This is a genomic window from Sinorhizobium psoraleae, assembly GCF_013283645.1.
In the GTDB taxonomy this organism is placed as follows: Bacteria; Pseudomonadota; Alphaproteobacteria; order Rhizobiales; family Rhizobiaceae; genus Sinorhizobium; species Sinorhizobium psoraleae.
Window position 1 is genome coordinate 56036 of record NZ_JABEKV010000013.1, and the last position, 17255, is coordinate 73290.

Sequence of the window (17255 nt, forward strand, 5' to 3'; positions counted from 1 at the left end):
GACGTCGGCCACCGCTCCTCCGTTTGTGAGGAGCGGTGCACTCGACACGAAGCGGAAAAGCCGGGAGGAATTATGAATAGTGGTATTTCGGGGTACGTGATCCAACGTCTGCTTGGCACCATACCCATTTTGATCGGTGTCGGAATCGTCACGTTCGTACTCGTTCGAGTCTTGCCCGGCGATCCTGCAGTGTTTTATGTTACGGGGCCCGTGGTGACGCAGGAAGCGGTCCAAGCTGTTCGAGAAGCTCTAGGGCTTGATCAACCGCTTTATCTCCAGTTGTTTCACTATTTCGGACAGATCCTCACCGGCGACCTGGGGCGATCCCTCACGACAGGTCAGGCTGTGACCGTAAGTCTGATGCAGCGGCTACCCGCGTCCCTGGAGTTGAGTATCGTCGCGATGACTCTAGCCATCGCACTATCGATCCCCTTGGGGATAATTGCGGCAACTCGCTTGGGTACGTGGTCTGACTACGCTATCCGCTTCGCGGCAACCGTCGGGGTTTCCTTGCCCGCATCGGTGCTGGGAATATTGCTCATTCTCGTCTTTTACTACTACGTCGGCTTCGCGCCCGATCCAATTGGGCGCCTAGATCCATTTGTTGCAACGCCTCAGAGCATTACCGGGTTCTTGCTGATTGACTCTCTACTTGCGGGAAATCTCGAAGCCTTTAGGTCAGCGGCTGCTCAGGTCGCGCTGCCGGCCCTTACCGTGGCGTTGGTTGTTATGGGGCCGATACTGCGAATCACGCGCTCATCAATGGTTGATGTTCTGACAAGTGACTATATTCGCACATGTCGTGCCGCCGGATTCAATTGGTGGACCACCTACGTCCGCTACGGACTTCGCAATGCCCTGCTGCCGGTGCTTACGACAGTCGGTCTCATAATTGCGTATCTGATCGGAGCGAATGTGGTGGTTGAGAAGCTCTTTGCCTGGCCGGGCGTGGGGGCATACTCGATCGATGCGTTGCTCGCCTCCGACTATGCACCAGTGCAGGGATATATGCTCCTTATGACGGCCCTCTTCGTCGTGATCAACACGATGGTTGATGTCCTGAGCGCTCTAGTGGATCCGAGGGTGCGGGCGCAATGATTAGCAACGACATCTCCAAGCCCGAGTCTGCCGGCTTTGTCCAACACGCATGGCGATCTCTTACTCATAACCTTCTTTCGCTGGCGGCAGCGATATACCTAGTCAGCCTTCTAGTTCTCTCTGTCTCAGCCGGTTGGATCACACCGTATAATCCGGTCGAAACCAATCTACAGGCGGCCTACTTGTCACCCAGTGCGGAGCATTGGTTTGGAACTGATCAGGTCGGGCGCGACGTGTTCAGTCGGGTCATCAACGCCGCGAAGCTCGATTTTGCAGTCGCCGGCATGTCGGTATTGTTGTCTTTCCTTTTGGGTACCTTTCTCGGAAGCGCGGGTGTGTTCTACGGAGGACTGTTCGACAGGGTCGTGGGACGCATCACGGACGTGATGATGACTTTCCCACTCTTTGTCGTCGCCCTGGCGATCGTGGCGGCGCTGGGGAACTCGGTGCAAAGCATTGTGATCGCAAGCGCAGTGGTAAATCTCCCGTTCTTCGTCCGTCTTTCCCGCGCAGAAGTTGGTAGGCTACGCGTCTTGAGCTTTGTGGAGGCAGCACGGGCTGGTGGAAACAGCGAGTTCAATATCCTGCTCAAGTTTATGATTCCGAACGCCCTTCCGACCATCGTCGTCCAGGTGTCTACCAGTCTTGGTTGGGCCATCCTAGATGTGGCAGGTCTTTCGTTCCTCGGGCTAGGGATCCGGCCCCCGACCCCAGAATGGGGCATCATGGTGGCGGAAGCAGCCGCATCCATACTAGCCGGGAACTGGTGGTTGATCGTGTTCCCCGGTGGGGCGCTCGCATTCACTGTTCTCAGCTTTAACCTTCTGGGCGACAGTCTTCGAGACATTCTGGACGTGAGATTCCGGCGATGATGAAACCTCTAAATTCATCTCCTCTCCTTGAGGTGAAAGATCTAACTGTGACTTTTTCCACGTCCACCGAGCGGGTCAAGGGTGTTGAGAAAATCAACCTTCAAATTCATGACGGCGAAACCTTAGGGATAGTCGGTGAAAGCGGTTCAGGTAAGTCGGTAACAGCGTACGCAATGATGGGCCTGTTGGCCCGCAACGGACGCATTGACTCGGGAGAGGTTCGTTTTGCCGGTCAAGCAATCTGCAGCGACCCACGTGCCCTCGCCTCAGTTCGAGGTAAGGAGGTCGGTTTTATCTTTCAGAACCCACGAGCAGCGCTCAATCCTTTGATTAGAGTGGGTGATCAGATCCTCGATGCAGTATTGATGTCGAAGAGGCCGCCTGCGACAAAAAAGGAAGCACGTGCGCGGGTCATTGAACTCTTGGAAATGGTCCGTATCGATCGCGCAATGGAGCGAAGCCGAGCGTATCCGCACGAACTTTCTGGAGGCATGTGCCAGCGAATCTTGATTGCAATGGCCCTTGCCTCTGAGCCACGGCTGCTCATCGCAGATGAACCAACTACCGGTCTTGATGTCACCACACAAAAGGTGATCATGGATACGCTTCGTGATCTCGCATCAAGCCGCGGCCTCGCAACCCTCCTGATCACGCATGATCTCGGGCTGGCGGCCGAGTACTGTTCCCGTCTTATGGTCATGTCGCAGGGGCATGTTGTGGAGGAAGGCGATACTCTTGCGGTACTCGCGAGGCCGCGCCAGCCCTACACGCAGCGCCTTGTAGCGGCGACCCCTCGGATTGGAAAGGAACTGAAGGATCTGTTGCCACCGGGCCAACAGCCACCTCCAACTGTAGCTCCAGACCAAGGTCGGCAAGTTGAGACTCCCGCTCTGAACTTAAGGTTATTGCAGGTCGAGGGCCTGCGAAAGAGCTTCGGTACACGGTCACAGCATCGGCAGTCATGGCTTCCCAGGTGGGCTCGCCGGGGCAACGATGTCTGTGACGGACAGCGCGAGCAGGCAGACGCTTTGATTCACGCAGTCCGGGATGTGAGCTTTCATCTTGAGGAAGGCGAAGCAATCGGAATCGTGGGTGAATCTGGCAGCGGCAAGACAACTACTTCGCGCATGGTCGCGCGCCTCTTGGATCAATCGACGGGTTCGATCGTGTTCATGGGCCAGGATATCGGCAAGCAATCGAGTCGGTCGTTCACGTCCTCACCTATGCGTCGTGAAATCCAGGTTGTTTTCCAGGATCCACTGGGCAGCCTCAATCCACGCTTCACAGCCTATGACTCAATCCGCAATCCTCTTCGAAATTGCACTCAGTCGCTGAACGGCGGTGAATTGTCTCGTGATAGCGAACACGAGCAAATCCTCGCCGCAGCCCAACAGGCCGGTCTGGCGCCTGAACTGCTCAGTCGCTTCCCTCACCAACTCTCGGGTGGTCAACAAGCGCGAGTCGGGATCGCTAGGGCACTTGTCGTCAGGCCGAAACTGCTCATCCTGGATGAACCGACGTCGGCGCTGGACGTGTCGGTGCAGGCTGTTGTGCTCAACCAGTTAGACGCACTTCGCCGCGCGTTGAACTTGACTGTAATCTTCGTCAGTCACGACCTCAATGTTGTCCGCCTTATGTGCGATCGAGTGCTTGTCATGCGGCACGGCTCGGTTGTCGAAAGTGGCACGACAGAGAATGTGTTTACATCCCCTTCGCACGCTTATACCCGCGAGCTTCTCGCCGCCATTCCGCACCTGAAAATCATGCAAGAGGTGGATCACGGCCAAAACTCGGCGGCTCGCAAAACTGGAGCTTTTGAATGAGTCAAATAGTGGCGCCTTGGCGTATTGGCATCGACGTTGGTGGAACCTTCACTGATCTAGTTCTCATCGATGCCAATGGCGTCGTTTTCCCTTACAAGTCGCCCTCCGAGCCAGCCAATCCTGCGGTTGGTGTGCTGCGCTCGATCGAAGGTGCTAGCCAGAAGCTCGGGCTCGATGTTCGCAGTCTCCTTAAGGGCTGCTCTCATTTTATCCACGGCACAACGGTGGCGACAAATTTGTTGCTTGAGCGGAAGGGCGCCCGCGTTGGACTGATTACCACGCATGGCTTCCGCGATACCATCGAAATCCGACGAGGATATCGTGAATTCATGTGGGATCATCGCACACCGTGGCAGGATGTCCTGGTTCCGCGAAGCCTGCGGCTGCCGGTTGTCGAACGAATGACCCCCGACGGCCAAGTCGAGCTGGCGCTGGATAAAGAAAGTGTCGCCGCTTCTGCTGATGTTTTCCGCCGCGAAGGCGTTGAGGCAGTGGCGATTTGCTTGCTGCATGCGTACGCCAATGATGCACATGAGCGAGCCTGCGCAGAAATGCTCGCAGAAGCGCTACCGGCTGTCTATATCACTACTTCATCCAGCCTCGCGCCGATCGTAGGAGAATTCGAGCGCTGCTCAACCACGGTTGCGAACGCCTATGTTGCGCCTAAACTTCTGCCCTACCTGAGTGAATTGGCTAGAGAGCTCAGGAGACGCGGATTGGAGCGAGACCTTCTGCTAGTTCAGAGCAATGGTGGAGCTATCTCGCTAGACCAGATCGGAACACGCCCCGTCGCGTTAGCCTTGTCTGGTCCAGCTGCCGGACTTGCCTCACTGCGCCATTTTCAACAAATTACCGGCAATGAAAACCTGATTTCAATTGAGATTGGGGGCACCAGTTGTGACGTAACCGTAGTGACCAATGGAAAAGTCGCAGAAACCGACTCGATTACCGTTGGAGACGCCTTAATTGCGCTTCCAAGCGTTGAAATCCACACGATCGGCACTGGAGGCGGCACTATCTGCGGAGTTGACGCAGGCGGCTTGCTCTTTGTGGGCCCACAAGGCGCCGGCGCCAAACCCGGACCAGCTTGCTACGGATTTGGAGGCAAACGACCGACTATTACTGATGCGCAGCTTATTCTTGGCCGTCTCCACGAGGGTACATATGCCGGAGGTTCGCTTTACCTCAAGACGGAGCTTGCCGATGCCGCGTTGCGTGACGCCTTCGAGGGTTCGCTGGGTGCTCAAGTCTCAGTCGCGGCAGGGGCGATAATTCAACTGAGCAACCTCAGTATTCGCCAAGCCATAGAAAAAGTCAGTCTGGTCCGTGGACTCGATCCCGCCAAATATGTTCTTGTCGGAGCAGGCGGTGCTGGAGCGTTACATGTGGCAGATGTTGCACGGAAACTCGGAATTCGGCGCGCCTTCATTCCACGGCTAGCAGGTGTCTTCTGCGCATTTGGCATGTGTAACGCGGACGTGCGACACGACTACGTGAGCACGATTGGTGCCCCGCTTTCCGCTGACGTTGTCGCAACATTGCGTCAGGCGCTTGCGGAACTTACCCAGCAAGGCAGGCAGCTTCTCCTGGCTGACGGTTTCACGCCCGATGAGATGGATTTCGAAGTACGGGTCGACATGCGTTATGCCGGCCAGCAATGGCCCATAAGTGTGTCAGCAGAAGACCTTGATCCTGCCAAACTCCGCCAGCAGTTCGAAGCCGAGCACGAGCGAATTTATGCATCTGTTCAGCCGAACTCGGCTGTTGAGGTAATGACTGCGCGTGTATCAGCCATCGGGCATTTGCCTGTTGTAAGCCCGATTGCCTCTCAAGTTTCAAATCGCATTCTAGCACCGATAGCCAATCGACGCGCCGTTCAGTTGACAGATGAGACCGAGCCCAGGCGCGAGGTTCCCATCCTTGCCGGCGCCAACCTTCAGCCTGGCCACTATTTCGTTGGGCCCGCAATCATTGAGGAGGCGACCACCACCATTCTGGTGGGCGACGGCGACATGATAGAGCTGGATGCTTTTGGCAACTACCACATCGACATTGCTTTGCCGACTTCGGGACGGAACCATGACTGACGCTATTCTCACGACGCTTCTGCAAAATCAGCTCGATCACATTTCGAAACAGATGGGCTGGGTCATGGAACGGACCGCTCGCAGCCCCATCTTCAGCGAGTCTCACGATTTCTCGTGCTTTATTGCAGATGCATCCGGCCGCTTAATCTCCGTGGCGGACGGTATTCCTATCCACACGGGCGGCGGCGGATTCGCTGTTGATGCTGTACTACGCGATTACGGCGCGGACGGCGGAATTGTTCCGGGCGACGTATTCATTCTCAGCGATCCCTATGAAGCGGGCGGCAATCATCTTCCCGACTGGACCATCATCAGGCCGGTTTTTGTGGACGGCGTCCTCCTCGCCTTCACATGCAATCGGGCTCACCAATCAGACATCGGCGGCGGCGCAGCCGGTACCTACAACGCCGCGGCCACAGAGATCTTTCACGAAGGTATCCGTTTGCCTGTGATGAAACTGATCGGCGCCGGGCAAGTTCGTGATGACGTCTGGCGATTGCTGAAGCTGAATTCGCGTACTCCGCACCTCCTGGATGGAGACCTGCGCGCGATGATCGGTTCAACCAAAGTAGGTGAGCGTCGTATCCAGACATTAACGGAAGAATTCAAATTGGACGTTGTCGCAGGATGCTTCGACGCCATTCTTGATCATGCCGAAGCGTGCATGCGCCGGGCGCTTCTTGCGCTCCCGGATGGGTTGTACGAAGGGGAAGACTCATCCGACAACGACTGCTTTCAAACGGTCGATGTGCTGGTCCGCGTGGCGGTCACCGTAAAAGGGGATGAGGTGAAGATCGACTTTACTGGTAGCGCCCCTCAGATCGCGGGGTTCAAAAACAGTTCAGTGGCAAACACTCACTCGGCAGTTTATGTGGCGCTGCTCTCCTACTTCGGCGTTACCATTCCGCGCAATTCGGGTGCGTTTCGTCCCGTCGAGATCATCGCGCCACGCGGAAGTGTAGTAAATGCCAATTACCCCGCGCCGATGACTGCTAATACAGGACACCCAGCGATAGAGATTATTAATGCGATCTGGAAGGCATTGGCGAAGGCCGCGCCGGATCTCGCCTGCGCCGGTTGGGGTAAGGGGAGCAGTTGCGTATCGTCAGGGAAGAATGCGGCGGGCGAAACCTATGTGATGTATCACATGCATGCCTACCCTGCCGCTGGTGCGGTTCGGGGGCGCGATGGATTTCCTTCGATTGGCGGGGTGATTTCGCTTGGCGGGATGCGGATTCCTAATGTTGAAGTTTTCGAACGAAAGTACCCAGTTCGCATCCATCGCCAGGAAATGCGATGTGATGCTGCCGGCGCAGGTGAATACCGGGGAGGAACTGGAATTGATTATGAGGTAAGCGTTTCAAGCCGAGCCTCCTACTCGTTTCGCGGCGAAGGTAGTTTCACTCCCAGTGGCTTTGGCATCAGCGGCGGAGGGACGGGCAAGAAGGCTGACGTAGTCGTGAGCACTCACGCTGGCGCGGAAATTGCCGCGCCTCAATATGGCGTAATGGAGTTGCCACCGACCAGAATATCGGTTTCGTCTGCGGCTGGTGGCGGATGGGGTAATCCGCTGCGCCGCCAGGTAGACCTCGTGTTCCGGGATGTGCGCGACGGGGTAGTATCCACTACTGCGGCCCGGGAGGTATATGGAGTGGTCTGCACCAGCGATGGCATAGATTACGTCGCCACTGAGGCTCTGCGCCATGAGTTAGCGGGGAGGCAGCCGGAGAACTGAGATTGGCGCACGCGGGACTCTCCGTTCAATGGTGATTATCCCGACTTTCCGGCACGAGAGTAGCCTTGATCAACTTAAGCGCATATTCGCTTGGATGAGGGCACACGTCTTGGATGCGCAGAATGCTGGTGATGTCCTGCGCTTTGAAGCATCAGGGTTCGGGCGCCGCCCTCGAGGCTTGCCGAGCCACGTGCTCTCCCGGCGCCATGTGAGGCGCCGTTTTTCAAGCAATTATCGACAGCAGAACAAATTTGTCGCAACAAAATATTGGAAAAATGCTTTTTCCGCCACACGAAGAGCTCAAGAGAGATATGTTTGCGCGGCCCCGGCAAACACCAGGCGTGCAGGCGTCATATTGCTACTTCGTCTGCGGCGTTTCACCCCGTTCAAAGAGCGCCGCTTTGACCTTCTTTATTGACAAACCCATACTTTTGTTGCATCAAACGTCAATGTATTGAGAATGGGGAGGTTCTCGCAAGGATGAAAAAGCCGGCACCATTGGAGGACATCATTGAGCCCTCGATTCTCCCCACGATGGCTGCCCTAAAACATCTGACCATATCGTTCCCGTGCCGCGCGCGGAGAGTTTCCGCCCACAGAGCCGCCACGGTTCAAACTCGACACGAAAACCACAGCCGAAGGTTCCCCGAAATGTCGGTCCGGTGGACCGCGGCATCACATAAACAAGCCTATTTAGGCCCGGAAAGTTGACGATCACAAATGCCAAAAGCCTATCGAGTTGTAATTGCTCGCTTCTGCCATGAATCCAACAGGCAGAATCCCGAAACCACGGGGGAAGATTTCTTTTTGATCGAACGTGGTCGGAATACCCTCCGATCTCCCTCGGGCGTCTTGAAGGGGCTGGCTGAAAAGCTCGCTGCAGTAGGCGTAGAGCTGGAACCGGTTTTCTCGGTCGATGCTCCTCCTAGCGGGCTAGTTGACCATGCCTTTTATCTGAGGCGTCGCGAAGAGCTCTTGGAGGCAGTTCGACAACTTAAGCCTGATGCAATCGGCTTGGATCTACACGGCGCAATGGGTACAACGCAGATCCCCGATGCGGAGGGCGATCTGCTTGAGGCGCTTCGACTTCTCGTAGGCCCGGATGTGCCGATTGCAATCGGCCTTGATCTGCACGCGCATCTTACTTGGCGTATGTTGGACAATACCGACATCTGTATAGGGTACAAAGAAAATCCTCATTCGGACACCGTCGAATGTGGCGAGAAAGTCGCCGAACTTCTAATCGAACGATTAGAGGGCCGATTAAAGCCTGTAACGGTGTCGGCGTTGGTGCCAATGGTCCTGCCCGGTGCTCAGGAAACTGCCTCAGGGCCGCTTGCTGACATACATGAAAAAGCGCGCGAATACACAGCTCAGAATCCATCAATACGCGATATTTCCATCTACAACGTCTACCGCTTTGTCGACGATGACGAAATTGGCCAGGTTGTCACAGTTCTAAGTGACGGGCCAGACGCAAACGCGCCCTCGATAGCGATGGATCTTGTTACGCGCTTCTGGGTTGAGCGGGCGCGCTTCAAGGACGATCTCCTTTCGGTAGACGAGGTGTTTGAACTGGTGCGTAATTCCCCCCAAAAAAGGCCATTTGCGATTGGCGACATGGGCGACCGTGTTGCAGCAGGGGCCCCGGGCGACAGCACCGTACTGCTAGCCGCGGCCCTTGATCACCACCCAGGATTACGTGGGGCGGTGCCGGTGACCGATCCCGCCGGGGCGGCTCAAGCAATAGAGGCTGGTGTTGGAGCTACCGTTTCCCTGTCCATAGGTGCTGGGTTCACACCAGGTTTCAAACCGCGACTGATCACCGGCCGCGTTGAACATGTGAGTGACGGTGCTTTTGTTGTGGAGGGCTGCCTCGGAAAAGGCTCAAGGTCCGAGATGGGCGCGACGGCGGTTCTACGAGTGGACGATCGCGTTTTTGTGCTGCTCACCACAAAACCCAGTTGCTTTCTCGATCCCGCAGCTTTCTCGAGTCAGAACTTGGATCTCGCAACGCTTGATTTTCTCGTCGTGAAATCGGGTTACCATTTTGCCCTGAACTTCGGCGACCTTGCCACACCGGTGCTCGTGAGAACGCCAGGTGTCGGCTACTACAGCCCGGGCCAGTTCACATACGAGAAGTCACGCTTTTGGCCGGAAGTTAACATCCCAAACCCGAAGGTTGTTGCTTATCAGCACTCAGTCGGGACCCCTCGTGAAATCGTAGCAAAGGCCTTCGCATGAACATCCAGAAACCTCAACCTTGTGACTTAATCGTCCATAGCGGAATCGTCCTTACGGTCGATAGCCAAGACACGATTCATAGTGATGGAGCTGTTGCGGTAGACAACGGCCGCATCTGCGCCGTTGGTCCGACGAACGCCATACGGGAGCATTTCACAGCCAGAGAAACGTTGGATGCGAAGGGCGGTCTAGTGCATCCAGGCTTCATTGACGCCCATATCCACATTTCGCAGTATACTTCGCGATCCGTCGAACCTTTGATGGTCGGCACGCCTGTCACGATGGGCCATTGGAAAGCGGCACTGACCCCGGAGGACGAGCATGCCAGTGCCCAACTTGCCGCTGTCGACTATTTACGGGCCGGCTACACCGGCTTTGTCGACCCGGGCACAATTTTTGAACCAGACGCGGTCGCGGCAGTTGCCGGTGAGGTCGGACTTCGCATATGGCTGACTGATCCCTACGTTGCTGACCTCACCCAGCCCATGCTGGACTCTTCGCCCGAGCTTTCCAGCCTGGATTTCCTGGCACGCTGGCCGGAGTCGACCGATGCGGCATTAAAGCGAGTGGGTTCACAGCTCTATCGAAATCGAGACGCCGACGGGCTTGTAAAAGCATTCATCGGGATTTACGGCCCTACACTGGCGACGGATGTTCTATGGAACGCGGCTTTTAGCGCTTCGCGCGAGCACGGGGTTCAGTTTCAAGAGCATCGCGGATATGATCCTGCGCAATATATCGAGGAGGAGGAAGTAGCTGGTCGATCTGCCATTGCCCGTCTCCATGATGCTGGCATTCTCGGACCCGCCACGACCTTCGTCCACATGAACGTCATCCATCGCGAAGATGTCGCGCTGCTTGGAGACACTCATACGAGTATCGTTTGGTGCCCGTTTCAGCAGATGCGTGCCATGGGGTACGGACGCGCCGAGCCGCGAATGGTCGAGCTAGCCAGGGCCGGGGCGACGATTGCGATCGCCACGGACATCCCGCGCAACCTTAACTTTGACGCCTTAGGGAGCGTGGCTGTTTGCAACGCAACAGCTCTCGGTGTGCCAGTAAAGGCCAACGAGTTGCTGCGTATGCGCACAATCGAGGCGGCGCGAACTGTCGGTGCCGGAGGTGAGGTGGGTAGCCTCGAGGTGGGCAAGCGCGCCGATTTCGTCGTGCGTGAATCTGCGTCGTCCGAGGCGCTCGGCCTCGATCCATGCGCCGAAGCCGCGGTGGTCGGCATCACTCGGTCTCCGGCGCTTACAGTCATCAACGGCAGGATCGTGGTTCGACATGGTAACCCTCTAGGGATCGAGCCGGAAGCGGCCGCACTCGCGGCGCGCGCGTCGGTTAAAAGGCTACTGGCGAGAACCGGCCTTGCTGCTTGAGACGCACAAAACAACAGGAGGAAAAGACATGACTATCTCTCGGCGAAATATGATGAAAGTGGGCTTGGCAGCAGGAGCGGCGCTGTCGCTCCCGTCTGTATTGCGGGCGCAGACGGCGCCAAGTGATGCGCGAACGGTACGTTGGGTGCCGGACGGTATTCTCCAGGTGTTCGACCCGCTCGTCTCAACGGCGAACGAAACATCTCAGCATTCGCTGGCGATCTACGACACGCTTTTCGCACTCGACTCAAAAGGATTGCCTCAGCCACAGATGGTAGAGAAGTGGGGCCTCTCTGACGACAAGAAAACATACACGTTCCATCTTCGCGAAGGTCAGGCCTTTCACGACGGGAGCCCTGTCACCGCAGCCGATTGCGTGGCTTCGGTTCGCCGGTGGGGTCAAGCGGACGCCGGCGGCAAGGTGATTATGGAAAGCGTCAAAGACATCTCTAAAAATGATGACAGAACGTTCACGATCACGCTCACGCAACCTCTTCCGCTTCTGATACCTTCGCTCGCATCCGCAGCTGGGCTGTACCTCGCCGTAATGCGCGAGAAGGACGCAAGCCGCCCTGTCACTGAGCAGGTGACCGCCAACATCGGATCGGGACCGTTCAAGTTCAACGAGGCTCTTGCAAGGCCGGGCGCCAGTTTTGTCTACGATCGCAACGAGAACTATGTGCCTCGCAAGGAAGCACCCGACGGATTTGCCGGTGGAAAGGTTGTCAATGTCGATCGGGTGATCTGGAACTACCTTGCTGATCAGCAGACGGCCTTCGCCGCCCTGCAGGCGGGGGAAGTGGATTTGGTTCAAGCTCCGGCATCGGATCTCTATCCTGCGATCGAGAGCGACCCCAATCTTGAATTGGAAATAATGAACAAGGCAGGCACGAACATGTTCCTGCGCTTGAACTGCCTCCAGCCGCCGTTCAACAATGTCAAGGCGCGGCAGGCGATGCTTCACCTGATCGATCAGGAAGCAGTAATGCGGGCTGCCGGCTTTGATCCAAAATACATAAATCCTGTCACATCGATCTTCGGTAGGACCACACCGTACTCTAACGACGAAAATACGGGATGGTACAAAAAGGGCGGCGATCTAGAAGGCGCCAAGCAGCTTTTCCAAGAGGCCGGATATGCCGGTGAGAAAGTTGTCGTTCTTCAAACGTCCGACTGGCCCGCGGCTAGCAATGCCGCACTCTACCTTGCGAACACGCTGCGAAAGATTGGCGTGAACGCCGAGCTTGCTTCAAGTGACTGGAGCGGATTTACGGCGCGTCGGTCGAACAAAGGTCCGGTTGAAGACGGCGGATGGAGCATCTTCATATCAGATTGGAGCGATTCCAAGTTCGGCAACCCCCTAGACATACCGGCGCTGCTAGCGAACGGCGATGATGCTTGGTATGGTTGGCCGAAGAACGACGAATATGAGGCGCTTCGCGCCAAATGGGGTGACGTCGACACATTGCAGGAGCGCCAGGCACTCGCCCGTGAGATGCAGCGTCTGTCGTGGGATTTCGTTGGCACTGTAATGTTGGGTCATTATGTTTCGCCGGTTGCTCGTCGGAAATCTCTGACCGGTCTGGTTAGCGTTTTGTCTGTTGTGTATCCCATGTGGAACATGCAGAAGGCCTGAGGAAAATGTGTACTTACATCCTCCGCAGGATGGTTTCGGCCATCGCCGTAATGGCGATGGTGGGGATCTTCATATTCGTGCTTCTCAGGCTAGCGCCGGGCGATCCAGCTGCGATCATGGCTGGACGCAACGCGACGGCTGAGGCAATCGCCGGTATCCGGGAGCAACTAGGGTTAAATGAGCCGCTCCCGGTTCAGTTCATGCTCTGGGTGTCGAGCATGTTACACGGCGACTTCGGTACTTCAATCTTCTCGGGCCGACCAGTTTTCGAACTCGTGTTGCAACGGTTGGAACCGACGCTTTCTCTTTCACTGATGACTTTAGCTTTGTCGGTGACGCTCGGTGTGTCCCTAGGCGTGCTCGCCGCTTGGCGAGCGGGCGGTCTTCTTGATCGTACCCTGACTTTGTTTGCAACGCTGGGATACTCAGTGCCGGTCTTTGTCGTCGGCTATTTCCTTGTCTATCTTCTCGCCATCGGTGCGGGATGGCTGCCGGTTCAGGGTTATGTGCAAATCGAAAATGGCCTCGGCGGCTGGTTTGCCCACCTCGTTCTGCCCACGGTCACCCTTAGTCTCCCTTACATTGCGCTCATCGCCCGGATTACCCGCGCGAGCATGCTCGAGGTACTTTCGGAGGACTATATGAGAACTGCCGCAGCCAAGGGCGCGTCGGCTTACGCCATGCTAGTTCATCATGCGCTGAAAAATGCCGGCGTCCCCATCCTTACGGTGGTCGGGCTCAGTTTCGCCTATCTCATTGGCGGCGTTGTTCTAACAGAAACAGTATTCAACATTCCCGGCGTCGGTCGCATGGTGGTGGATGCTGTGAATAGCCGCGATTATCCGATCATCCAGAGTGTGCTGATCATGGTTTCAGGCCTCTATGTTCTAATCAATCTCGCGGTCGACCTTGCCTACACGCTGATCGATCCCCGTATTCGGTACTGATATGTCCAAATCTATAACATTGTCCGCACCACAACCGCGTGCCCGGCCGCGCCTATCCGGGTGGGCCCGACTGGCAAGGCGGCACATGCTTGTTTTGGCCGGTGGCGGGCTTCTCATGCTCCTCGTTGTGTTGGCGGTTGCTGCGCCGCTTTATGCCGGCGACCCTGAAGCGCTCGATCCTTTTATCCGCCTGCAACCGCCTTCTGGCGAACACTGGTTGGGGACCGACAATCTGGGCCGCGACGTGCTAGCACGGACGATCTACGGTGCCCGTATTTCTCTCATTGTTGGTTTAATGTCAGCGTTTCTGGCAGCTATCGCCGGTCTCACTATTGGAATTATCGCTGGCTACCTTCGCAGCTTTGACAATCTTATTATGCGTGTCATGGATGCGCTGATGTCGATCCCGACGTTTCTGTTAGCTATTGCGCTCATTTCTCTGACGGGTCCTGGAATTGGTATTCTCATCTTTGCTGTCGCGCTGCCCGAGACCCCAAGTGTGAGCCGTCTGGTGCGGTCGGTAGTTCTAAGCGTTCGAGAACGCCCATATGTTCAGGCCGCAATTTGCGGTGGAGCGCGCCTTCCAAAGGTAATGTTGCGACATATTCTCCCGAGCACATTTGCTGCCCTTATGGTCCAGTCTGCTACTGTATGCGCCAGTGCAATAATGACGGAGGCGGGGTTGAGTTTCCTTGGCGTGGGCGTACCACCCGAGATCCCGAGTTGGGGGAACATGATCGCGAGCTCTCGCCTTTATCTCGCCACTGCCCCCCTGACAGTCCTTGCCCCAGGCGTTTTCCTGGCGATAACAGTCCTTGCTGTCAACCTGCTCGGTGATGGCCTTCGCGACCTGTTCGATCCGCGGTCAAGGAGCCGTTAAAAAATGCAAGTTCAAGAGATCACAGGCGATGACGTGCTTCTCGATGTTCGGAACCTCGAAACTCACTTCTTCAGTGAGGGCAGTGTCACGCGCGCTGTGGGCGGGGTCAGCTTCCAGGTGAGGAAGGGTGAAACGCTCGGCGTCGTCGGCGAATCTGGATGCGGGAAAAGCGTCACTTCGCTCTCCATCCTTCGCCTACTACCAAAGCTGACGGCAAGGACCGTCGGTGGTGAGGTTCGGTTCCGCGGGCGAGACCTCCTGAAGCTCTCGGAAGGGGAGATGAGGAAGATTCGCGGTGACAAAATCGCCATGATATTCCAGGATCCGATGACGAGCCTAAATCCGGTTTATACGGTTGGTCGGCAGATCGCGGAAGCCGTAGAAATCCATACTGGAGCGTCCCGGACGGAAGCGCTGGCAAAGGCCGAGGAGATGCTACGCCTCGTGCGCATTGCCGATCCTGAGCGGCGTGTGAAGAACTATCCCCACGAAATGTCTGGTGGTATGCGACAGCGCGCCATGATCGCCATGGCGCTCGCCTGCTCACCGGAGTTGTTGATCGCCGATGAGCCGACGACGGCGCTCGACGTTACTATCCAGGCGCAGATTCTCCGTCTGATTGTGGACCTGAAGGAGCGCACGGGGACGGCGGTCATGTTCATCACCCATGATCTGGGCGTTGTGGCTGAGACTTGCCAGCGTGTGATCGTGATGTATGCCGGTCGGATCGTCGAACAGGCGAGTGCGGTGGACCTTTTTGCGCGTCCAATGCATCCCTATACAAAGGCTCTCATGCGCTCCGTTCCCGACAGGCGACGCGGGAAAGAGCGTCGCCTGCCTGAGATTCCCGGCATTGTTCCGAGCCTGCGCGAGGCCGTCATCGGATGTAGCTTCGCGCCGCGTTGCCCTCGTGCAACCAAGGTCTGCCGGGAAAAGACGCCGGTCCTTGAGGAACAAGGTCAGGATCACGCCGTAGCTTGCTGGCACGCACATGAGGTAGTGAGCGCATGAGTGGACCCTTGTTGAAAGTAAAAAACTTGGTCAAGCATTACCCGCTCAGGTCAGGGATCATGAAAAAGGATCTCCCTGTGGTGCGGGCGGTCGAGAATGTCTCCTTCTCAGTGGAGGCAGGCGAAACGCTTTGCATCGTCGGCGAGTCCGGTTGTGGAAAGTCCACAATCGCGCGGCTTCTGATGCGGCTGGTAGACCCGACAGAGGGGCGTGTGCTACTGGATGGCACGGATATTGGGAGTTTGAGAAAAGATGAGCTTCGTGCATGGCGCCGTCGGATGCAGATGGTGTTTCAAGACCCCTATTCGTCGCTGAACCCCAGACTCACGGCCGGACAGATAATCACGGAACCAGTCGAGAACTTCGAACGTCTAAGTCGAAAGCAACGTGAGGCGCTTGCGGCGGAGCTTCTGCAACAGGTTGGCCTTGCACCGGAGATCATGCACAGGCTTCCCTCTGAATTGTCCGGCGGACAGCGCCAACGGCTTGGCATTGCGCGCGCTTTGTCCCTTAAGCCATCGATTATAATCGCCGACGAGGCCGTTTCTGCCCTTGACGTCTCCGTGCAGGCCCAGATCCTCAACCTGCTTATGGACCTCCAGGAGGAGTTAGGCATCGCATTCGTCTTTATCTCGCATGACCTTGGCGTGGTAGAGCATATTGGCGATCGCGTTGCCGTCATGTATCTGGGGAGGATCGTTGAACTGGCCACCTGCGAGTCCCTCTTCGCAAAACCTGTCCATCCTTACACGGAGGCGCTGATCGCCGCAGCTCCAATACCGGATCCTACGCGAGCACGGTTGGAAGTTCCCATCGACGGTGAAGTGCCGAGCCCGGTTCGGCCACCCCAAGGCTGTGCGTTCCACCCCCGCTGCTCTCTGGCCGAGGAACGATGCCGTACAGAAATACCGCCGTTGGTGCTGATGCAAGATGGACGCGGCGTGGCCTGCCATGTCCGTGCGCCGGCGAGACAGGTGACTATTCTTTGATCGGAGGTGCGGATGGCTTCTGCTCAAACGTCGCAAGATTTTGCAGTGTTGAGCAGGAATTCATGCGGGTCACAAGTTGCCACAAGTTGATAACGACTTCGGGAGGAGCGCGCTATAGCGCGCCTTTCCAGAAGGTCTAGCCATCTGCTGCCTGGCTTAGCTGCAGCTAGCCGGTTGCTTTTTGTTGAAAGCGTCCGCGATATCTGATCCGCGGCGATATTGCCTGCGTCGCGACGATTGAAGGGCGCATGTTTCATGCATTCTGAAAATGCGCATCCCACCCCGGCCTGGATATCAACCGCGGCTAAGGAAGCGGCCACGCCGAGATCCGTCTGCGGGCCGTGACCCTCGGCAAAAAAGGTTCGTCTTAGGCGAGTATTTGGTGTACACATCACGTTGTTGTTTGTTGTAACAATTTTGCCGAGGAGTCTCGGGTGAGGCAATGCGATGCTGATAGCGCTACAGCGGCGCAGGGCAAAGGACTTGGGGAGGAAGTCAAAGGGGTGGATCTCGAACCATTGACGAAGCATGCTCGCCTTGGTGACATGGCATAC

13 protein-coding genes are annotated in these 17255 nt (G+C 56.6%); 12 read left to right on the top strand and 1 reads right to left on the bottom strand.

Annotation, left to right across the window (positions count from 1 at the left end):
- Window positions 1-72 precede the first annotated feature (72 nt).
- The 12 genes from ILFOPFJJ_RS32285 to ILFOPFJJ_RS32340 all read left to right on the top strand — a co-directional run bounded on the left by ILFOPFJJ_RS32285 (window position 73) and on the right by ILFOPFJJ_RS32340 (window position 16701).
- The gene (locus ILFOPFJJ_RS32285; RefSeq protein WP_210267685.1) at window positions 73-1098 is read left to right on the top strand and encodes an ABC transporter permease; all 1026 of its coding nucleotides are present in this window, start codon (window positions 73-75) and stop codon (window positions 1096-1098) included.
- Window positions 1095-1970 (top strand): ABC transporter permease, encoded by an 876-nt coding sequence (locus ILFOPFJJ_RS32290; protein ID WP_173514519.1) that lies wholly within the window; start codon window positions 1095-1097, stop codon window positions 1968-1970. Before ILFOPFJJ_RS32285 ends, ILFOPFJJ_RS32290 begins: the two co-directional genes overlap by 4 nt.
- Window positions 1967-3793 (top strand): dipeptide ABC transporter ATP-binding protein, encoded by a 1827-nt coding sequence (locus ILFOPFJJ_RS32295; protein WP_246299965.1) that lies wholly within the window; start codon window positions 1967-1969, stop codon window positions 3791-3793. The genes ILFOPFJJ_RS32290 and ILFOPFJJ_RS32295 overlap by 4 nt, the downstream gene beginning before the upstream one ends.
- Window positions 3790-5880 (top strand): hydantoinase/oxoprolinase family protein, encoded by a 2091-nt coding sequence (locus tag ILFOPFJJ_RS32300; protein ID WP_173514520.1) that lies wholly within the window; start codon window positions 3790-3792, stop codon window positions 5878-5880. The genes ILFOPFJJ_RS32295 and ILFOPFJJ_RS32300 overlap by 4 nt, the downstream gene beginning before the upstream one ends.
- Complete coding sequence (locus tag ILFOPFJJ_RS32305; RefSeq protein WP_173514521.1) at window positions 5873-7615, top strand: hydantoinase B/oxoprolinase family protein; 1743 nt, start codon at window positions 5873-5875, stop codon at window positions 7613-7615. Before ILFOPFJJ_RS32300 ends, ILFOPFJJ_RS32305 begins: the two co-directional genes overlap by 8 nt.
- 720 nt (window positions 7616-8335) lie before the next feature.
- On the top strand, window positions 8336-9859 hold the full coding sequence (locus ILFOPFJJ_RS32310; protein ID WP_173514522.1) for a M81 family metallopeptidase: 1524 nt from the start codon (window positions 8336-8338) through the stop codon (window positions 9857-9859).
- Complete coding sequence (locus ILFOPFJJ_RS32315; RefSeq protein WP_173514523.1) at window positions 9856-11238, top strand: amidohydrolase family protein; 1383 nt, start codon at window positions 9856-9858, stop codon at window positions 11236-11238. Before ILFOPFJJ_RS32310 ends, ILFOPFJJ_RS32315 begins: the two co-directional genes overlap by 4 nt.
- Window positions 11239-11266: 28 nt before the next feature.
- A complete protein-coding gene (locus ILFOPFJJ_RS32320; protein ID WP_173514524.1) occupies window positions 11267-12874 on the top strand; it encodes an ABC transporter substrate-binding protein in 1608 nt (535 codons plus the stop codon).
- A gap of 5 nt (window positions 12875-12879) precedes the next feature.
- Window positions 12880-13821: an ABC transporter permease gene (locus tag ILFOPFJJ_RS32325; RefSeq protein ID WP_173514525.1), complete on the top strand. Its 942-nt coding sequence runs from the start codon at window positions 12880-12882 to the stop codon at window positions 13819-13821.
- A gap of 1 nt (window position 13822) precedes the next feature.
- Entirely contained in the window at window positions 13823-14701 is an 879-nt protein-coding gene (locus ILFOPFJJ_RS32330; RefSeq protein ID WP_376741487.1) for an ABC transporter permease, read from the top strand.
- A gap of 3 nt (window positions 14702-14704) precedes the next feature.
- On the top strand, window positions 14705-15712 hold the full coding sequence (locus tag ILFOPFJJ_RS32335; protein ID WP_173514526.1) for an ABC transporter ATP-binding protein: 1008 nt from the start codon (window positions 14705-14707) through the stop codon (window positions 15710-15712).
- Window positions 15709-16701, top strand: coding sequence for an ABC transporter ATP-binding protein (locus tag ILFOPFJJ_RS32340; RefSeq protein ID WP_173514527.1), 993 nt, complete (start codon window positions 15709-15711; stop codon window positions 16699-16701). The genes ILFOPFJJ_RS32335 and ILFOPFJJ_RS32340 overlap by 4 nt, the downstream gene beginning before the upstream one ends.
- Window positions 16702-16724: 23 nt before the next feature.
- Here ILFOPFJJ_RS32340 and ILFOPFJJ_RS32345 read toward each other — a convergent pair.
- The coding region (locus ILFOPFJJ_RS32345) for a hypothetical protein (RefSeq protein ID WP_210267686.1) at window positions 16725-17255 on the bottom strand (531 nt) is incomplete at its 5' end.

Excerpts from the sequence above, each read along its gene's own strand:
- ILFOPFJJ_RS32320 (WP_173514524.1), top strand. The coding sequence starts at position 11,267 with ATGACTATCTCTCGGCGAAATATGATGAAAGTGGGCTTGGCAGCAGGA.
- ILFOPFJJ_RS32325 (WP_173514525.1), top strand. The coding sequence starts at position 12,880 with ATGTGTACTTACATCCTCCGCAGGATGGTTTCGGCCATCGCCGTAATG.
- ILFOPFJJ_RS32340 (WP_173514527.1), top strand. The coding sequence starts at position 15,709 with ATGAGTGGACCCTTGTTGAAAGTAAAAAACTTGGTCAAGCATTACCCG.
- ILFOPFJJ_RS32315 (WP_173514523.1), top strand. The coding sequence starts at position 9,856 with ATGAACATCCAGAAACCTCAACCTTGTGACTTAATCGTCCATAGCGGA.
- ILFOPFJJ_RS32300 (WP_173514520.1), top strand. The coding sequence starts at position 3,790 with ATGAGTCAAATAGTGGCGCCTTGGCGTATTGGCATCGACGTTGGTGGA.
- ILFOPFJJ_RS32295 (WP_246299965.1), top strand. The coding sequence starts at position 1,967 with ATGATGAAACCTCTAAATTCATCTCCTCTCCTTGAGGTGAAAGATCTA.
- ILFOPFJJ_RS32310 (WP_173514522.1), top strand. The coding sequence starts at position 8,336 with ATGCCAAAAGCCTATCGAGTTGTAATTGCTCGCTTCTGCCATGAATCC.
- ILFOPFJJ_RS32305 (WP_173514521.1), top strand. The coding sequence starts at position 5,873 with ATGACTGACGCTATTCTCACGACGCTTCTGCAAAATCAGCTCGATCAC.
- ILFOPFJJ_RS32330 (WP_376741487.1), top strand. The coding sequence starts at position 13,823 with ATGTCCAAATCTATAACATTGTCCGCACCACAACCGCGTGCCCGGCCG.
- ILFOPFJJ_RS32335 (WP_173514526.1), top strand. The coding sequence starts at position 14,705 with ATGCAAGTTCAAGAGATCACAGGCGATGACGTGCTTCTCGATGTTCGG.
- ILFOPFJJ_RS32290 (WP_173514519.1), top strand. The coding sequence starts at position 1,095 with ATGATTAGCAACGACATCTCCAAGCCCGAGTCTGCCGGCTTTGTCCAA.
- ILFOPFJJ_RS32285 (WP_210267685.1), top strand. The coding sequence starts at position 73 with ATGAATAGTGGTATTTCGGGGTACGTGATCCAACGTCTGCTTGGCACC.